Source organism: Streptomyces sp. NBC_00223, from assembly GCF_036199905.1.
Taxonomy (GTDB): domain Bacteria; phylum Actinomycetota; class Actinomycetes; order Streptomycetales; family Streptomycetaceae; genus Actinacidiphila.
Genome location: NZ_CP108109.1, coordinates 4,067,156 through 4,084,962 on the forward strand (window position 1 = coordinate 4,067,156; position 17,807 = coordinate 4,084,962).

At 70.4% G+C, this 17,807-nt stretch carries 10 protein-coding genes; 7 read left to right on the forward strand and 3 right to left on the reverse strand.

Features of this window, described 5'->3' with window-relative positions:
• Positions 1 to 35: 35 nt before the first annotated feature.
• Entirely contained in the window at positions 36 to 1,076 is a 1,041-nt protein-coding gene (locus tag OHA30_RS17130; protein ID WP_328914716.1) for an alanine racemase, read from the forward strand.
• An 87-nt stretch (positions 1,077 to 1,163) separates the two neighbouring features.
• Here the strand turns inward: OHA30_RS17130 and OHA30_RS17135 are convergent, their stop codons facing one another.
• Positions 1,164 to 2,726: a glycosyltransferase family 87 protein gene (locus OHA30_RS17135; protein ID WP_328914717.1), complete on the reverse strand. Its 1,563-nt coding sequence runs from the start codon at positions 2,724 to 2,726 to the stop codon at positions 1,164 to 1,166.
• 148 nt (positions 2,727 to 2,874) lie between these two features.
• Entirely contained in the window at positions 2,875 to 5,625 is a 2,751-nt protein-coding gene (locus tag OHA30_RS17140) for a transglycosylase domain-containing protein (RefSeq protein ID WP_328914718.1), read from the reverse strand.
• Between the two features lie 403 nt (positions 5,626 to 6,028).
• Between OHA30_RS17140 and OHA30_RS17145 the strand changes: the two genes are divergently transcribed.
• The 3 genes from OHA30_RS17145 to OHA30_RS17155 all read left to right on the forward strand — a co-directional run bounded on the left by OHA30_RS17145 (position 6,029) and on the right by OHA30_RS17155 (position 9,142).
• The gene (locus OHA30_RS17145; protein ID WP_328914719.1) at positions 6,029 to 6,670 is read left to right on the forward strand and encodes a PadR family transcriptional regulator; all 642 of its coding nucleotides are present in this window, start codon (positions 6,029 to 6,031) and stop codon (positions 6,668 to 6,670) included.
• A gap of 23 nt (positions 6,671 to 6,693) precedes the next feature.
• Positions 6,694 to 7,776, forward strand: a complete 1,083-nt coding sequence (locus OHA30_RS17150; RefSeq protein WP_328914720.1) for an inositol-3-phosphate synthase — start codon at positions 6,694 to 6,696, stop codon at positions 7,774 to 7,776.
• A 70-nt stretch (positions 7,777 to 7,846) separates the two neighbouring features.
• Positions 7,847 to 9,142 carry an MFS transporter gene (locus tag OHA30_RS17155; protein ID WP_328914721.1) on the forward strand — a complete coding sequence of 432 codons (1,296 nt, stop codon included), beginning with the start codon at positions 7,847 to 7,849 and terminating at the stop codon, positions 9,140 to 9,142.
• 92 nt (positions 9,143 to 9,234) lie between these two features.
• On the opposite strand, the gene OHA30_RS17160 is transcribed toward OHA30_RS17155, so the two are convergent.
• On the reverse strand, positions 9,235 to 10,650 hold the full coding sequence (locus OHA30_RS17160; protein WP_328914722.1) for a CCA tRNA nucleotidyltransferase: 1,416 nt from the start codon (positions 10,648 to 10,650) through the stop codon (positions 9,235 to 9,237).
• A gap of 166 nt (positions 10,651 to 10,816) precedes the next feature.
• On the opposite strand from OHA30_RS17160, the gene OHA30_RS17165 reads away from it, so the two are divergent.
• From OHA30_RS17165 to OHA30_RS17175, 3 genes are all read left to right on the forward strand, one after another.
• Positions 10,817 to 13,159: a DUF6049 family protein gene (locus OHA30_RS17165; RefSeq protein WP_328914723.1), complete on the forward strand. Its 2,343-nt coding sequence runs from the start codon at positions 10,817 to 10,819 to the stop codon at positions 13,157 to 13,159.
• A 26-nt stretch (positions 13,160 to 13,185) separates the two neighbouring features.
• Positions 13,186 to 15,645 (forward strand): murein biosynthesis integral membrane protein MurJ, encoded by a 2,460-nt coding sequence (gene murJ, locus OHA30_RS17170; protein WP_328914724.1) that lies wholly within the window; start codon positions 13,186 to 13,188, stop codon positions 15,643 to 15,645.
• 488 nt (positions 15,646 to 16,133) lie between these two features.
• Positions 16,134 to 17,795: a protein kinase family protein gene (locus OHA30_RS17175; RefSeq protein WP_405786082.1), complete on the forward strand. Its 1,662-nt coding sequence runs from the start codon at positions 16,134 to 16,136 to the stop codon at positions 17,793 to 17,795.
• Positions 17,796 to 17,807 lie beyond the last annotated feature (12 nt).

Below are 17,807 nucleotides of genomic sequence, written 5' to 3' on the forward strand. Positions count from 1 at the left end.
CGGCCGACTCGTACTAGGAAGGTCCTGACCAGGCCATGGCGCTCACCCTGTACGTCGACACCGCGCGCTGGCGTGCCCACCAGCAGACCGTAGTCGACCAGTTCCCCGGCATCGTGCCCGTCTGCAAGGGGAACGGCTACGGCTTCGGCCATGAGCGTCTCGCCGACGAGGTGACCCGGCTGCGGGCCGACATGCTCGCCGTCGGCACGACGTACGAAGCCGAGCGGATCAAGGACTTCTTCAGCGGCGACCTGCTGGTGCTGACCCCGTACCGGCTCGGCGAGGAACCGGTGCCGCTGCCGGACCGGGCGATCCGCTCGGTGTCCTCGGTGGAGGGCGTACGGGGCCTGGTCGGCGCGCGGGTCGTCATCGAGGTGATGAGCTCCATGCGGCGGCACGGCGTCGCCGAGGACGACCTGATCAAGCTGCACACCGCGATCGACGACATCCGGCTGGAGGGCTTCGCGATCCACCTCCCGCTGGACCGCACCGACGGCAGCGACGCCGTGGAGGAGGTCTTCGCGTGGATGGAGCGGCTGCGGGCGGCCCGGCTGCCGCTGCACACCATGTTCGTCAGCCACCTCAAGGCGACCGAACTCGGCACGCTCCGCCAGCAGTTCCCGCAGACCCGGTTCCGCGCCCGGATCGGCACCCGGATGTGGCTCGGCGACCACGACGCGACCGAGTACCGGGGCGCGGTACTGGACGTCACCCGGATCGCGAAGGGCGAGCGGTACGGCTACCGGCAGGAGAAGGCCACCGCGGACGGTCATCTGGTGGTCGTGGCCGGCGGTACCTCGCACGGTGTGGGCCTGGAGGCGCCCAAGGCGCTGCACGGGCTGATGCCGCGGGCCAAGGGCGTGGCGCGGGCGAGCCTGGCGACCGTCAACCGCAATCTGTCGCCCTTCGTGTGGGCGGGCAAGCAGCGCTGGTTCGCCGAGCCGCCGCACATGCAGGTGTCGATCCTCTTCCTGCCGAGCGACGTGGCGCCGCCCGCGGTCGGGGACGAGCTGGTCGCTCATCTGCGGCACACCACGACGCAGTTCGACCGGCTCGTCGACCGGCAGTCGGCGTAGCCGGTCCACGCCGAACGCCACAACGGCCTCCGCCCATCAGGGCGGAGGCCGTTCGCGTGTCGTGTGCGGGCAGGTCGTGAGGCGGGCTCAGACCGCGTGCGTCGGCTCCTGGGGGCCGTCCTCGGAGCCGTCCGGCGCGGCGTCGGGGGCGTCGTCGTGGGCGCCGTCGTGGGCGCCGTCGTGGGCGCCGTCCGGCACGGTCTCGTACGCGGGCCCCTCGTAGGGCACCGGGCCGATCACGAAGACGTCCTCCGCGCCGTCCAGCACCCCGCCGCCCGGGTCGTCCTCGCCGTCCTGCCGCAGGACGTCGTGCTCGGGCCGGAGGATGTCGCGCACCACCAGGGCGGAGAAGTAGAGCACGCCCAGCAGGTGCACCCCGATCGCCAGGTGGTACGCGTCGGGGGTCAGACCGTGGTGCTTGGTGCCGGTGACGTAGGCGAGCCGCATCCAGATGCCGAGGAAGTACAGCACCTCGGCGCCCTGCCAGATCAGCAGGTCGCGCCAGCGCGGCCGGGCCAGCACCGCCAGCGGCAGCAGCCACAGCACGTACTGCGGCGAGTAGACCTTGTTGCTGATCAGCAGCGCGGCCACCATCAGGAAGGCGATCTGCCCGAGCCTCGGCCGGCGCGGGGCGTAGAAGGCGAGCCCCGCGACGCCCGCGCACAGCAGCAGCATCAGGGCGGTGCCGTAGGCGTTCACGCCGCTGAGCGGGTTACCGGAGCGCTGCATGATGATCAGCCAGAGCGAGCCGTAGTCCGTGGGACGGTCGCGGCTGAAGCCGTAGAACTGGGCCCAGCCGTGCGGGGCCAGCAGGAGCACCGGCGCGTTGACCACCAGCCAGGCCCCGACCGCGGCGCCCAGCGTCGTGCCGAAGGCCCGCAGCCGGCCCGCCCGTACGCACAGGATGAAGATCGCGACCAGCAGCAGGACGGGATAGAGCTTGGCCGCGGTGGCCAGGCCCAGCAGCACACCGGCCCACCCGACCCTGCCGCGCGACCAGAGCATGAGCCCGGCGGCGGCCAGGGCGACGGCGAACAGGTCCCAGTTGATGGTCGCGGTCAGCGCCAGCGCGGGGGACAGGGCGATGAACAGACCGTCCCAGGGGCGCCGGCGGTTGGTCCGCGCGACGCACACCACCAGCGCGATCGCGCAGATCAGCAGCATCCCCGCGTTGACCATCCAGTAGGTCTGCGCGCTGTGCTGCGCCGTGCCGTGCGGCGTCAGCCAGGACGCGACCTCCATGAACAGCCCGGTCAGCACCGGGTATTCGAGGTAGTGGATGTCCGGCGAGCCGCTGACCGCGTCGGGGATGCGGTCGAAGTACGGCACGAGGTCGGTGGCGAAGCCGCGCTGCGCGTACAGATGCGGGATGTCGGAGTAGCAGGCGTGGATGTACTGCGGATCGCCGGTCTGGAACCAGGCGTCGGAGTAGCAGGACGCCTTCTGGACCATGCCGAGCGCGAACATGCCGATCACGACCAGGACCATCACCCGTAGCGGGTTCCACCAGCGGTGGCCGCCGGTCCTGGCCCAGCGGCCGGCCGGGCCGCCGATGAGCTCACTGCCGGCCGCGGCCAGCGGGTCCTCGTCCGTGGGGCGCACCGGGATCTCCCGCCGGTCGTCCTCTTCGCGGTCGCGCACGCTCGTCATGGGCGACATCCTGCCGTACGCGGCTGTGTGTGCGAGAGCCCTCTGACGGTTGTTGCCCCCACTCGTACGACGCGCCCGCCGCCGTCGGCCGGGTCGGCCGTCGGCGGCGGGCGCGTGTGTCCCGCTTCGTCCCCGGTCGGGGACCAGGTCACATGCCGGCTGATCGCTCCGGCCGGTCATTGCCGTTCGGTGGCTGGGCCGTCGGCGGGGTCGGGTCGTCCGTCGTCTGCGGCGGGGTCGTCGGCGGGTCGCAGTTCTGCCACGGGAAGCACTGCTTGGTCGGGGTGTCCGTCGGCGTCGGCGGCGGCGTGGTCCACTCCTGTGTGGGCGGCGGCGGGGTCGTCGTCGCGGTCGCGGGCGGCTCGGTGGTGGCTGTCGGCGGCGGCGTGGTCTCCGTCGGGGACGGGGTCGGGCTCGGCACGTTGCCGTAGATGACCGTGCCGACGTCGTCCGCGGGCTCCTCGAAGGCGAGGTGCGGCTGACCCTTGAGCGCGGCGTTCATGTAGTCCTTCCAGATCTGCGCGGGGAAGGAATTACCGTGGATCGTCGGCGCGCCGCCGGTGCCGTACATGGACAGGAACGGGTTCATCTTGGGATTGCCCTTGGCGTCCAGGTGCACCTGGTCGTCGCGCCGGTACATCACGATCGCCGTGGACAACTGCGGGGTGAAGCCGTCGAACCAGGCCGACTTGTTGTCGTCGGTGGTACCGGTCTTGCCCGCGGCGGGCCGGCCGCCGTCCAGCTGGGCCGTGGTGCCGGTGCCCTTCTTGATCACGTCGGTGAGCATGCCCGTGATGGTGTCCGCGACCTTGGCGTCGAACGCGATCTTGGTCTTGACCTGGTGCTTCCACATCACGCTGCCCTCGTGGAGGACGCTGGTCACCGAGTAGGGCTCGTTCTGCCGGCCCTGGTTGTCGATGGTCGAGTAGGCGTCGGCCATCCGGATCGCGCTGGGCGAGGAGGTACCGATGGAGTACGTGACGCTGTTCTTGTAGTCCAGCAGGCCGTTGTTGGCGTTCGGGACCAGCCCGGCCGCGACGGCGGCGTCGTGCACCTTGTCGGTGCCGACATCCTGGCCGAGCTGGACGAAGGGGGAGTTGAGGGAGTCGTCCAGCGCCTCCCGGAGGGTGACCCGGTCCTTGTTCTCACCGTCGTCGTTCGGCTGGTGCCACTTGAACGGCTGCCCGTGCTGGTCGTAACCGATCCACGGCTGGCCCGTGTAGTCGTTGATCAGCTGCTGGTCCCGGCCGCTGAACACGCTGTCGGGGGAGACCGGCGTGCGCTGGTCGGGCCCCTGCTCCGCCGGACCCTTCGGATCGCGTACGCCCTCGGTCATCGCGGCGGCCAGTACGAAGGGCTTGAAGGTCGAGCCGACCTGGGCGCCGGTCTCGTCCGCGTTGTTGGTGAAGTGCCTGGTCGCGTCGGTACCGCCGTAGACGGCGACGATCGCGCCGTCCTTGGGGTTGAGCGAGGCGCCGCCGAACTGGATGAACTTGTCGGCGTCCTCGCCCTTGGAGTTCAGATGGGTGCCACCGGGCTTGATGTGGTCCCTCTGGACGGTCTTGACCGCCGCCTCCAGCGCGTCCACCTTCGGCTTCTGGAAGGTGGTGTGAATCTGGTAGCCGCCCTGGGTGAGCTGGTCGTTGGTGAGGATCTTGTTGTTGATCAGGTACTTCTTGGCGAGGTCGACCATGTAGCCGATCTGGCCCGCCATCTGTGCGTTCTTCTTGACCGGGTCCGGCGTGGGGTACTTGGTGTACTTGGCCCGCTCCTCCGCCGGGAGCCGCTTGTCCTTGACCTCCTGGTCCAGGATCCACGACCAGCGCTCCGTGGACCTGCGCAGGTTGTTCGCCGCGGTGGCCGCCGGGTCGATGTCCGGGGCGCCGGCCGGGTCGTAGTACGTCGGACCCTTGAGCAGCGCGGCGAGGACGGCGCTCTGGCTCGGGTTGAGCTTGATGGCGTCGACGCCGTAGTACGTACGGGCCGCCGCCTGGATGCCGTAGGCGCCGCGCCCGAAGTACGAGGTGTTCAGATAGCCCGCCATGATGTCGGACTTCTTCATGGTCGCGCCGACCTTTATGGAGATGAAGAGTTCCTTGAACTTACGGGAGAAGGTCTGCTGCTGGTCGAGCCGGCTGTTCTTGACGTACTGCTGGGTGATGGTCGAGCCGCCCTGGGTCTCACCGCCCTTGGCCATGTTGTAGACGGCCCGGGTGATGCCCATCGGGTCGACGCCCTTGTCGGTCTCGAAGGTCTTGTTCTCCGCCGAGATGACCGCGTTCTGCATGCTCTTGGGGATCTCGTCGTACGAGATGATCTGACGGTTCACCTCACCGCCGAAGGCGATCATCTGGCTGCCGTCGGCCCAGTAGTAGACGTTGTTCTGCGCCTTGGCCGAGAGGTTGACGTCCGGGACGCTCACCATGGCGTAGGCGACGCCGACGACGCCGATGAGCGTGCCCACGAAGCCGATGCACAGGGCGGTCATCTGGCGCCAGGACGGCACCCAGTGGCGCCAGCCCTCCTTGCCGAAGCGGGGGTAGTCGATGAAGCGCTTCTTGGCGGGGCGCCGGCCGGGACCTCGGCCGCCGCGTCCCGCGGGGCCGCCGGGACCCGGCCCGCCGGGGCCGCCCGTACCGCCCGGTCCTCCGGTGCCCCGGGAGCCGCCGCCCGCGTCGGCTCTGCGCCGGGAGCCGCGTCCCTGAGCCGCGCGACGTGCGGCCGCGCGGCCTTCGTACGGTTGCTGCTGCCCACCGCCGCTGGGGGTCCCACCGCTCGGAAGGCCGCCCTCGGGGCTCCGGGGGGCCGAAGGAGGGGGCGTCGGCTGCTGTCCCCCGCGCCGGGCGGCAGCACGGCCGCCGGACGGCGGCTGCGGCGGCTTGCGACGGTGCTCGCTCATTGAACAGCTACTCCTCGACAGGCGGGATCGCCTGCAGGCATCGGTGACATTCCGGTCGGTCCCCCCTGCGCGCGGCCGCCACGGGCCACACCACACCGAGGATCAAGACGCACCGCGGCGTCACAGGGTTCCCGGTGCTGCGCATGGCGAACAGAGTACGCACGGTCAAAAGACGAGCCATGCGAACCTTCGTCACATAACGGGCACTTGGCCGCTCACAGCTTCATGGATGTGACGCCGCTCACCGCGTCGCGCCTTGCATGATGTCTCGCGCCGTTCTATCGTCGCGATGTATCGACTCGATACATCGGGTCGAGACACCGTGACAACCGTGGGCGACACGGTAGCCGTGCGGGGTCGATCGACGGCGGACTCTTCAATACGCGGACGAGGGGACGAGGGATTGAGCAAGCGCTCCGGAATCCTCGAATTCGCGGTTCTCGGTCTGCTGCGTGAATCCCCTATGCACGGCTATGAGCTGCGCAAACGGCTCAACACTTCGCTCGGGGTGTTCCGCGCCTTCAGTTACGGGAGCTTGTATCCCTGCCTGAAGACGCTGGTCACCCAGGGGTGGTTGATCGAGGAGACGGCGCTGGACAGCGATCCGCTGACCGCGCCCCTCGCCGGCCGCCGGGCGAAGATCGTCTACCGGCTGACGGCCGCGGGCAAGGAGCACTTCGAGGAGCTGCTCGCCCATTCCGGCCCGGACGCCTGGGAGGACGAGCACTTCGCCGCTCGTTTCGCCTTCTTCGGCCAGACGTCGAAGGACGTCAGGATGCGAGTCCTGGAGGGTCGGCGCAGCCGCCTCGAGGAACGCCTGGAGAAGATGCGCGGGTCGCTGGCACGGACACGCGAACGGCTCGACGACTACACGCTCGAGCTGCAGCGGCACGGCATGGAATCGGTGGAGCGCGAGGTCCGCTGGCTCAATGAGCTGATCGAGACCGAGCGGGCCGGACGCGTGGAGCGGCCGGACACCGAGCGGGACGAGAACGACATCAAACAAGAGAACGGCGGACGCCCCGGGGACCGGGGAACCGCGTGACGATTACACAGGGAGCAAGCGGTATGGGTTCGGTTCGCGTAGCCATCGTTGGCGTAGGCAACTGCGCCACGTCGCTGGTGCAGGGTGTCGAGTACTACAAGGACGCCGACCCGGACGGCAGGGTGCCTGGTCTCATGCACGTGCAGTTCGGCGACTACCACGTGCGTGACGTCGAGTTCGTCGCCGCCTTCGATGTCGACGCGAAGAAGGTCGGACTCGACCTCGCGGACGCCATCGGCGCCAGCGAGAACAACACGATCAAGATCGCCGACGTGCCGCAGACCGGTGTGACCGTCGAGCGCGGCCACACCCTCGACGGCCTCGGCAAGTACTACCGCGAGACCATCGAGGAGTCCTCCGAGGCCCCGGTCGACATCGTCCGGATCCTCAAGGACCGCGAGGTCGACGTGCTGGTCTGCTACCTGCCGGTCGGTTCCGAGGACGCGGCGAAGTTCTACGCCCAGGCCGCCATCGACGCCAAGGTCGCCTTCGTCAACGCCCTCCCGGTCTTCATCGCCGGCACCAAGGAGTGGGCGGACAAGTTCACCGAGGCCGGCGTGCCGATCATCGGCGACGACATCAAGTCCCAGGTGGGCGCGACCATCACGCACCGCGTGCTGGCCAAGCTCTTCGAGGACCGCGGTGTCGTCCTCGAGCGCACCATGCAGCTGAACGTCGGCGGCAACATGGACTTCAAGAACATGCTGGAGCGCGAGCGCCTGGAGTCCAAGAAGATCTCCAAGACGCAGGCCGTCACCTCGCAGATCCCGGACCGCGACCTGGGCGCCAAGAACGTCCACATCGGCCCCTCGGACTACGTGCAGTGGCTGGACGACCGCAAGTGGGCGTACGTCCGTCTCGAGGGCCGTGCCTTCGGTGACGTCCCGCTGAACCTGGAGTACAAGCTGGAGGTCTGGGACTCCCCGAACTCCGCCGGTGTCATCATCGACGCGGTGCGCGCCGCGAAGATCGCCAAGGACCGTGGGATCGGCGGCCCGATCCTGTCGGCGTCCTCGTACTTCATGAAGTCCCCGCCGGTGCAGTACTTCGACGACCAGGCCCGCGAGAACGTGGAGAAGTTCATCCGCGGCGAGGTCGAGCGCTGAACCGCCCCTGCTGAACAGAAGGCCCCGGGTGCCGTACCCGGGGCCTTCCGCGTTGTGTGAGGGTGTGACCATGGCTGTTGTGCGCGATCTCCGCGTGCTGCTGCGGCTGCCCGACTTCCGGCGGCTGCTCGCGGTACGCCTGCTGTCCCAGCTCTCGGACGGTGTCTTCCAGGTCGCGTTGGCCGCGTATGTGGTCTTCTCCCCGGAGAAGCAGACCTCGCCGACCGCGATCGCCTCGGCGATGGCCATCCTGCTGCTGCCGTACTCGCTGCTCGGCCCGTTCACCGGAGTGCTGCTCGACCGGTGGCGGCGCCGACAGGTACTGCTCCACTGCAATCTGCTGCGGGCGGTGCTGTCCTGCGGCACCGCGGCACTGATACTGCTGCACGTCCCCGACTGGCTGTTCTATCTGTCCGCGCTGTCGGTGACCGCCGTCAACCGCTTCGTACTGGCCGGACTCTCCGCCGCGCTGCCCCGGGTGGTGGACGGGGAGCGGCTCGTCACGGCGAACTCCCTGTCGCCGACGGCCGGCACCCTCGCGGCGACCGTCGGCGGGGGCGCCGCCTTCGTGGTGCACCTCTTCCTCCCCACCGGCGCCGGGGCGGACGCGGCGACCGTACTGCTGGGCGCGCTCCTCTATCTGTGCGCGGGCCTGTCGGCGCTCACCCTCGGACGCGATCTGCTCGGCCCCGACGCCCCGCAGGGCCCGACCCGGGTCCTCAGCGCCCTGGCGGGCACCGCCCAGGGGCTCGGCGAGGGACTGCGGCACCTGGGGCAGCGGCCCGCCGCACGGCGGGCGCTGACCGCGATGACGGCGATGCGGTTCTGCTACGGCGCGCTCACCGTGACACTGCTGATGCTGTGCCGCTACGCCTGGTCCGGCCCGTCCGACAGCGACGGCGGGCTGGCCCTGCTGGGCCTTGCGGTCGGGCTGTCCGCGGCCGGGTTCTTCACCGCCGCGGTGGTCACCCCCTGGGCCACCGCGCGGCTGGGCACGGCGGGCTGGATCATCTGCTGCTCGGCCGCGTCCGCGCTGCTGCTGCCCCCGCTGGCGCTGTCGTTCCGCCAGGCGCCCATGATGCTGGCGGCCTTCGTCCTCGGGGTCACCACGCAGGGCGCCAAGATCGCCACCGACACCGTCGTGCAGACCGCTGTCAACGACGCGTACCGCGGCCGGGTCTTCTCGCTCTACGACGTGGCCTTCAACGTCGCCTTCGTGGGCGCGGCGGCGGTGGCGGCGCTGATACTGCCGGCCGACGGCCGCTCGCACGGGCTCGTCCTGACGCTGGCCGTCTTCTACGCGGCCACGGCGGTGGCGATGGCGCGGGTCCGCGATGTTTCACGTGGAACACAGCGCGTGGGGTGAGGGCGGGCGCCGGGCTCGCCGGGCTGATGTTCCACGTGGAACATCGGCGGCCCGGCCCCGGACGGCGAGGTGTTCCACGTGGAACACGGCCGTCAGCTCTGCCCGGCCCACCACTCCTTGAGGGCCGCGACAGCGGCCTCCTCACCCATCGGGCCGTTCTCCAGCCGCAGCTCCAGCAGATACTGGTACGCCTTGCCGACCACCGGCCCGGGCCCGATGTCCAGGACCGTCATGATCTGGTTGCCGTCGAGGTCCGGGCGGATCGCGTCCAGCTCCTCCCGCTCCTGGAGCTCGGCGATCCGCGCCTCCAGGCCGTCGTACGTCCGCGACAGGGCCGCCGCCTTGCGCTTGTTGCGGGTCGTGCAGTCGGACCGGGTCAGCTTGTGCAGCCGCTCCAGCAGCGGGCCCGCGTCCCGTACATAGCGCCGCACGGCCGAGTCGGTCCACTCGCCGCTGCCGTACCCGTGGAAGCGCAGATGCAGCTCCACCAGCCGGGAGATGTCCTTCACCTGGTCATTGGGGTACTTCAGCTGGGTCAGCCGCGCTTTGGTCATCTTGGCGCCCACCATCTCGTGGTGGTGGAAGGAGACCCGGCCGTCCGGCTCGAAGCGGCGGGTCTTCGGCTTGCCGATGTCGTGCAGCAGGGCGGCCAGCCGCAACACCAGGTCGGGACCGTCCGTCTCCAGGTCGATCGCCTGCTCCAGCACGGTCAGGGTGTGCTCGTAGACGTCCTTGTGCCGGAAGTGCTCGTCGCGCTCAAGGCGCAGCGCCGACAGCTCGGGCAGCACCCGGTCGGCCAGCCCGGTGTCGACCAGCAGCCGCAGTCCCTTGCGCGGGTGGTCGGACAGCACGAGTTTGTTCAGCTCGTCCCTGACCCGCTCGGCGGAGACGATGTCGATCCGGTCCGCCATCTCCGTCATCGCGGCGACGACCTCGGGGGCGACCTCGAAGTCCAGCTGAGCGGCGAAGCGCGCGGCCCGCATCATCCGCAGTGGGTCGTCGGAGAAGGACTCCTCGGGGGTGCCGGGGGTGCGCAGCAGCCGGGCGGCCAGGTCGTCCAGGCCCCCGTACGGGTCGATGAAGTCGGTGCCCGGCAGCGCGACCGCCATCGCGTTCACCGTGAAGTCACGGCGGACCAGGTCCTCCTCGATGGTGTCGCCGTAGGACACCTCCGGCTTGCGCGACGTGCGGTCGTACGCCTCGGAGCGATAGGTGGTCACCTCGACCTGGAAGCCGTCCTTCAGGCCGCCGACCGTCCCGAAGGCGATGCCGACCTCCCAGACCGCGTCCGCCCACGGCCGCAGGATCTTCAGCACCTGCTCGGGCCGGGCGTCGGTGGTGAAGTCGAGGTCGTTGCCGAGCCTGCCCAGCAGGGTGTCCCGGACCGAGCCGCCGACAAGGGCGAGCTGGAATCCGGCCTCACGGAAGCGCCGGCCGAGATCCTCGGCAACGGGCTCGATCCGATGGGGGGCCTGCGGGGTCCGGGTGGCATTGTTGGCATTCGGCACAACGTCAAAGGGTACGGGTCCGCGGCGCCCGTCGGCTCCCCGGTTCCCGCGCCCCGGCCGCATGGTGGACGCCACAGCACTCTGCCCCGGCGCCGCTCGTTAACATGCCAGCACGCACTTCCGATGAACGACCGACGACCGATGACGACGAGGGACGGGCGAACGCGTGGGCGAGGCGGCACAGGCACCCGGAACACCCCCGCCCACCCCCCACCGGCGGCTGCGGCGGTTCACGGCGCTCTTCGCCGGGGCCGCGCTGCTCACCGGTCTGGTGCAGGGCGTCCAGGCCACCGCGTCCCAGGCGAAGTCCCCCAGCGGCTCACGCACCGCCGAGCTGACCGTGGACGGCCTCACCCCCCGCATCCCGGCCAAGGGCGACACGATCACCGTGTCCGGGATGATCACGAACAACGGCAAGTCGAAGATCACCCAGGCGCATGTCGGCGTACGGATCGGCCCCCAGGGGCCGCTCGACGCCCGCAGCACCATGAAGACCGTGTCGTCCAGGACCGGCTATGTCACCGCGGAGGACGGCTACGAGGTCCCGGACCACACCGTCGACGTGCCGGCCATCTCCGCGGGCCAGAGCACACCCTTCACCGTCAAGGTGCCGGTCGGCGCCCTCGACCTCGGTGCCACCGGTGTCTACCAGCTCGGGGTCACGCTGGACGGCCAGAGCGCGGCGGAGCCGTGGGAGCACGTCCTCGGCATCAAGCGGACCTTCCTGCCCTGGTACGACGACGGCGAGACCGCCAAGACGACGAAGATCAGCTATCTGTGGCCGCTCACCGACCGGCCGCACATCGCCCCCCGCGGCGACACCGACTCCCAGCAGAGCCCGATCTTCCTCGACGACGACCTGACCCAGGAGCTGGCGCCCGGCGGACGGCTGCAAGAGATGGTGCAGCTGGCCAAGAACCTCCCCGTCACCTGGGCCATCGACCCCGACCTGCTCGCCTCGGTCGAGGCGATGACGAAGAGCTACCGGGTGGCCGGCCACGACGGCGACGTCACCGTGACCACCCCGGGCACCGGCTCCGCCGTCGCCAAGCAGTGGCTGAACTCCCTCAAGACCGCCGTCGCGGGCGACCAGGTGGTGGCGCTGCCCTTCGGCGACACCGATCTGGCGTCGCTCGCCCACCACGGCAAGGGCGTGCGCGGCAGCGTCGACCATCTCAAGGTCGGCGCCTCCCTCGGCAGGATCACCGTGGACACCATCCTCGGTGTGCAGTCGACCGCGAACATGGCCTGGCCGGTGGACGGCGCCATCGACCCCTCCATCGTGTCCGTGGCGCGCGGCGGCGGCGCGAGCCGGATCATCGCGCGCAGCGACACCTTCCCGGAGGACGGCGACCTGAACTACACGCCGAACGCGGCCCGCCCGGTCAGCGGCGGCATCACCGCGGTGGTCGCCGACGCCCCGCTGTCGACCGCGTTCACCGGCGACATGCTCAGCGCCCAGAACACCAACCTGGCGATCCAGGGCTTCATCGCGCAGAGCCTGATGATCACCATGGAGGCCCCGGAGAAGCAGCGCGCGATCCTGGTGGCCCCGCAGCGCACCCCCAGCGTCGCCCAGGCGCGCGCGCTGGCCGAGGCGATCGGCGCGGTCGACGGCAGCCCGTGGGCCGACAGCGTCTCCTTCGACACCACGGCCAAGGCCCACCCGGACCCGGACGCCCGTCACAAGGTGCCCTCCGCGAGCGCCTATCCGAAGTCGCTGCGCAAGCACGAGCTGTCCACCGACGCGTTCCGGCAGATCCAGGAGACGCAGAGCGGCCTCAACAGCTTCGTGACCATCCTCACCCGCCAGGACCGGGTCACCGTGCCCTTCGGCAACGCGGTGCTGCGGTCGATGTCCACGAGCTGGCGGGACGATCCGCACGGCGCCGACTTCCGCAACGCCATCGGCGGCTATCTGCAGGACCTGATCGACGCGGTGCACATCCTGCCCAAGACCACGCTGACGCTGTCCGGGCGCAGCGGCACCATCCCGGTCACGGTCAAGAACGAGCTGAGCCAGCCGGTCAAGGGCCTGGTGCTGCGGCTCACCTCCGGCACCACCATCCGGCTGGAGATCCGCGACGCCGATCAGCCGATCGCGATCGAGGGCGGCCACACCCGTACCCTGAAGTTCCAGACCACCGCGAGTGCCAATGGCGCGGTCGGGATCACGGCGCACCTCTACACCGAGGACGGTGCGCTGTACGGGAAGACCGTCGGGTTCGAGGTCCACATCAACAAGGTGACCGACCTCGTGATGCTGATCATCGGCGCGGGCCTGCTGCTGTTGGTGCTCGCCGGGGTACGGATCTACCGTCAGCGTAAGCGCCAGGCCGCCGATGAAGGCGGTGACGGCGGCTCCGAGGGTGACGGCGACAACGGCGGCGGCGACGGAGACGACGGCGAGGCGGAAGGCAGTGATCCCGGGCAGCCGGGTGACCCTGCCGCTGACACCGGTCAGGAAAGCCCGGAGCCGTCCCCGGCAGGTGAGAAGGTGGACGGATAGCCGGCGGACAATAAGGTGGGGCACTGATGAACGCGCCGTACGACGGTGATCGCGACTCTGCGGGCCAGATGCCTCCATCGCCCGAGCAGCGTCCCTCGCCCCCTGACCCGTATCTGCAGAACACCTACGCCTACGATCCGTACCGGCAACAGGACCCGACGGCGCAGGACCCGGTGGGCGAGGCGCTGCACGACCGCGCCGCGCACCCGCCGACGGCCGCGTACGGCGACCAGTGGCAGCAACAGCAGCAGCAGTCCGGCTATCCGCACCTGCCGTACGGGGACAACGCCGCGACGCAGTACGTGGGAATGGACGACCTGGTGGGCCGGGCCGGGCAGCAGCCCGGTCAGGAGCAGCCGTACGACGCCTACGAGCACCTTTTCCGCGACCAGCGCCAGGACGGTCAGGCCGGGCAGGCCGCCGACCCCCGGCAGGGTTACGCCCAGCCGCCGCAGCCCCAGTACCCCCAGAACCCGCAGCAGTACCCCCCGCACGAGGGCGGCTACCCGCAGCAGGGCGCCCCCCAGCAGTACGACGGGTATCAGCAGGGCTACCAGCAGCCGTACTCGCAGTCCCCCGCGGACAACGCGGGAACGGGCTACTCCGAGCCCTCCTACCACGATCCGGCCTACGGCCAGGCCGCGTACCAGGACCCCCAGTACTTCGACGCCGGCTACCAGGACCCCCGCTACAACGACCCGGCGGGCTACGCCGACCCGCGGTACGGCTACCCGTACCAGCAGCCGGAGCCGGTGCCCGCGGGGCAGCCCCCGCACCCGGAACAGCTCGTGCCTCCCCCACAGGACCTGACCGAGCCGGTGGACGTCGCGCCGGCCGTCGAGGCCCCGGCGGCGGGCGGCGGCATCCTCAAGTCCAGCGCGCTGATGGCGGCGGGCACCCTCGTCTCCCGGGTGACCGGCTTCGTGCGCACCCTGGTGATCGCGGCGGCGATCGGCGTGGCCACGCTCGGCGACTCGTACGCCGTCGCCAACACCCTGCCGACGATGATCTACATCCTCACCATCGGCGGCGGGCTCAACTCCGTGTTCGTCCCGCAGCTCGTGCGCGCCATGAAGGACGACGACGACGGCGGCGCCGCGTACGCCAACCGGCTGCTGACCGTGGTCATGGTGATCCTGGGCGGCATCGTGGCGGTCACCGTGCTCGGGGCGCCGCTGCTGATCCGGCTGATGTCCGCGAAGATCGCCGACAACCCGGACACGTACAACGTGTCGATCACCTTCGCGCGCTACTGCCTGCCGACGATCTTCTTCATGGGCGTCCATGTGGTCATGGGCCAGGTGCTCAACGCCCGCGGCCGCTTCGGCGCCATGATGTGGACCCCGGTGCTCAACAACATCGTGGTGATCTTCACCTTCCTGATGTTCATCTGGGTCTACGGCTCCTACAGCACGACCCGGATGGACGCCACGACCATCACCCCCGAGGGTGCCCGGCTGCTCGGCCTCGGCACCCTGCTGGGCCTGACCGTGCAGTCGCTGGCGATGCTCCCCTATCTGCGCGACGCCGGATTCAAGTTCCGGCCGCGCTTCGACTGGCGCGGCCACGGCCTCGGCCACGCCGCCAGGCTCGCGAAGTGGACCTTCTTCTTCGTCCTCGCCAACCAGGCCGGTCTGATCGTCGTCACCCAGCTCGCCACCTGGGCGGGCGCCAACGCCGACAAGAGCGGCTACCAGGGCACGGGCATCACCGCGTACAACAACGCGCTGCTGATCTGGCAGATGCCGCAGGCGATCATCACCGTCTCGGTGATGGCCGCGGTCCTGCCGCGGATCTCCCGGGCCGCGGCCGACGGGGACATCACCGCCGTCCGCGACGACATCTCCTACGGGCTGCGCACCTCGGCGGTGGCGATCGTGCCCGCCGCCTTCGCCTTCCTCGCCCTCGGTCTGCCGATGTGCGGTCTGCTCTACGCGAGCACCGGCGCCGAGTCCGCCCGCAACATCGGCTTCATCCTGATGGCCTTCGGGGTCGGCCTGATCCCCTTCTCGGTGCAGTACGTGGTCCTGCGCGGTTTCTACGCCTTCGAGGACACCCGCACCCCCTTCTACAACACGGTCGTCGTGGCCGCCGTGAACGCCGTCGCGTCCGCCGTCTGCTTCCTCACCCTGCCCTCCCGCTGGGCCGTGGTCGGCATGGCCTTCTCCTACGGCATGGCCTACGCGGTCGGAGTCGGGGTAGCCGTCAAGAGGCTGCGCGTGCGGGTGGGCGGTGACCTGGACGGCAAGCGGGTCGTGCGCACCTACGCCCGGCTCACCGGCGCCTGCGTCCCGGCCGCCGCGATCGCCGGACTGGCTGTCTACGCCGTCACCAAGGCGCTGGGCAACGGGGCGGCCGGCGCGCTGGCCTCGCTGATCGTCGGCGGGATCGTGCTGATGGGCCTGTTCGTCGCCGCTGCCAAGCGGATGAGGATCGAGGAGATGACGGCGATGCTGAGCATGGTACGAGGGCGCCTCGGACGGTGATCGGCGAGCGGGCACCACTCGCGGACGCGAACGCGCAACCATCACGGCCCGCCGTGTGTCGTGCATACCGCCGGAGTGTGGGCACAATTGTCATCGGCTTGACGTGAGATCGCGCAATGGATGGGGAGGCAGGAACGACGGTGGCGGATCGGAGCACGGCCGCCGTCGGAGTGGCCAGCGAGGGCGGCGAGGCGCCCCTCGCCGCGCAGCAGAGCGGCGCCACATCCGACGGGACGACGACGGACGACCAGACCAGCAGCACCCCTGACGGCGCGCACAAGGACGCGCCGCGGGAGGAGCCGACCACCACCACCGCCGCCGCCGCGAAGGAGGCCGCGGAGCCCGCCCCTGCGGATCCGGCCATCGACGAGTCATCCAGCGAGGCGCCGGTGACCCCGGACGCGGAAGGCCCGGAACCGGTGGCAGTGCCCGCCGAGCCCCCGGTCGCGCGTACCGCCGCCGTGAAGACCGCGAAGACCGCGGAGTCGGTGAAGTCGGAGAAGGCCGGCGCCGCCGTGGACACCGACACCACGAAGCTCGGCGTCGCCACCAAGACCGCCACCAAGACCACCACCAAGACGGGCACCGCGAAGCCCGCGGGCGGCCCCGCCGCCAACGGGAAGCAGCCCAAGCAGGCCAAGACCCGCACCCCCGCGCCGGAGCTCCACAGCGGCCACAAGCTCGCCCGCCGCTACCAGCTGGCGGAGTGCGTGACCCGGGTGGACGGCTTCAGCAGCTGGCGCGCGGTCGACGAGAAGCTGCGCCGCGCGGTCGGCATCCACATCCTGCCCGCCGACCACCCCCGCGCCCGGAAGGTCCTCTCCGCGGCCCGCTCCGCGGCCCTGCTCGGCGACCCGAGGTTCGTCCAGGTCCTCGACGCGGTCGACGAGAACGACCTCGTCTACGTCATCCACGAGTGGCTGCCCGACGCGACCTCGCTGGCCGATCTGCTGGCCGCGGGGCCGCTGGAGCCGCACGAGGCCCACCAGATGGTCAGCCAGGTCTCCCAGGGCATGGCCGCCGCCCACCGCGAGGGTCTGGCGCATCTGCGGCTCGACCCGGGCGCGGTGCTGCGTACGGTCTCCGGGCAGTACCGCATCCGCGGGCTCGCCGTGGCCGCGGCGCTGCGCGGGCTGACCTCGGAGCGGCCCCAGCGCGAGGACACCGAGGCGATCGGGGCGCTGCTCTACGCGGCGCTCACCCAGCGCTGGCCGTACGAGGAGGACGCGCACGGTCTGGCCGGGCTGCCCAAGGGCGTCGGGCTCATCGCCCCCGACCAGGTACGGGCGGGCGTCCACCGCGGCCTGTCCGAGGTCGCCATGCGCGCCCTGGTGAACGACGGCGCCACCGCTTCCCGCGAGGAGTCGCCCTGCACCACCCCGGAGGAGCTGGCGAAGGTCGTCGCGGGCCTGCCGCGCATCCGGCCGCCTGAGCAGGTGCCGCCGGTGTACCGGGCGCCCGCCTTCCAGCAGCCCCCGCCGCCCGTCGGCGGGCACCCCCGCCCCCAGCCCGCCCCGCCGGCGCCGCCGCCCGCGCTGCCCGGCCGTACCGGACAGATCCTGAAGTGGGCGGTGTCCGCGCTGGTGATCGTCGCGATCGGGCTCGGCAGCTGGCAGCTCGCGGACACGCTCAAGTCCCGCGAGGACCGGTCCACCGAGCCCACACCCACCGGTTCGAAGGCGGGCGTGGCGCCTCCCCCGAAGGTCGGTCCGGTCACGATCGTGACGGCCAAGGACTTCGACCCGCTCGGCGACCACAGCGAGTCCCCCTCGTTGATCCCCAAGGTCTATGACAAGGACCCGTCCACCTACTGGCAGACGAGCTGGTACACCCGGGCCGACTTCGGCGGGCTCAAGTCGGGCGTCGGCGTGATCCTCGACCTGGGCAGCGCACACCGGGTCAGCAACGTGAACGTCGACTTCATGGGAGCCGACACCTCCGTCGACCTGATGGCGGCATCGTCGAGTACGACCACGATGCCGACCGAGCTCGACGGTTTCACCAAGGTGACCTCCGGCTCCGGTACGCAGGTGACGCTCACCCCTGGCTCCAAGGTGACCACGCGTTTCCTGCTCGTCTGGCTGACCAAGCTGCCGCCGTCACCCGACGGCTTCCGTGGCAAGATCTCCGAGATCAGCGTCACGGGCTGAGCGCAGCACGGA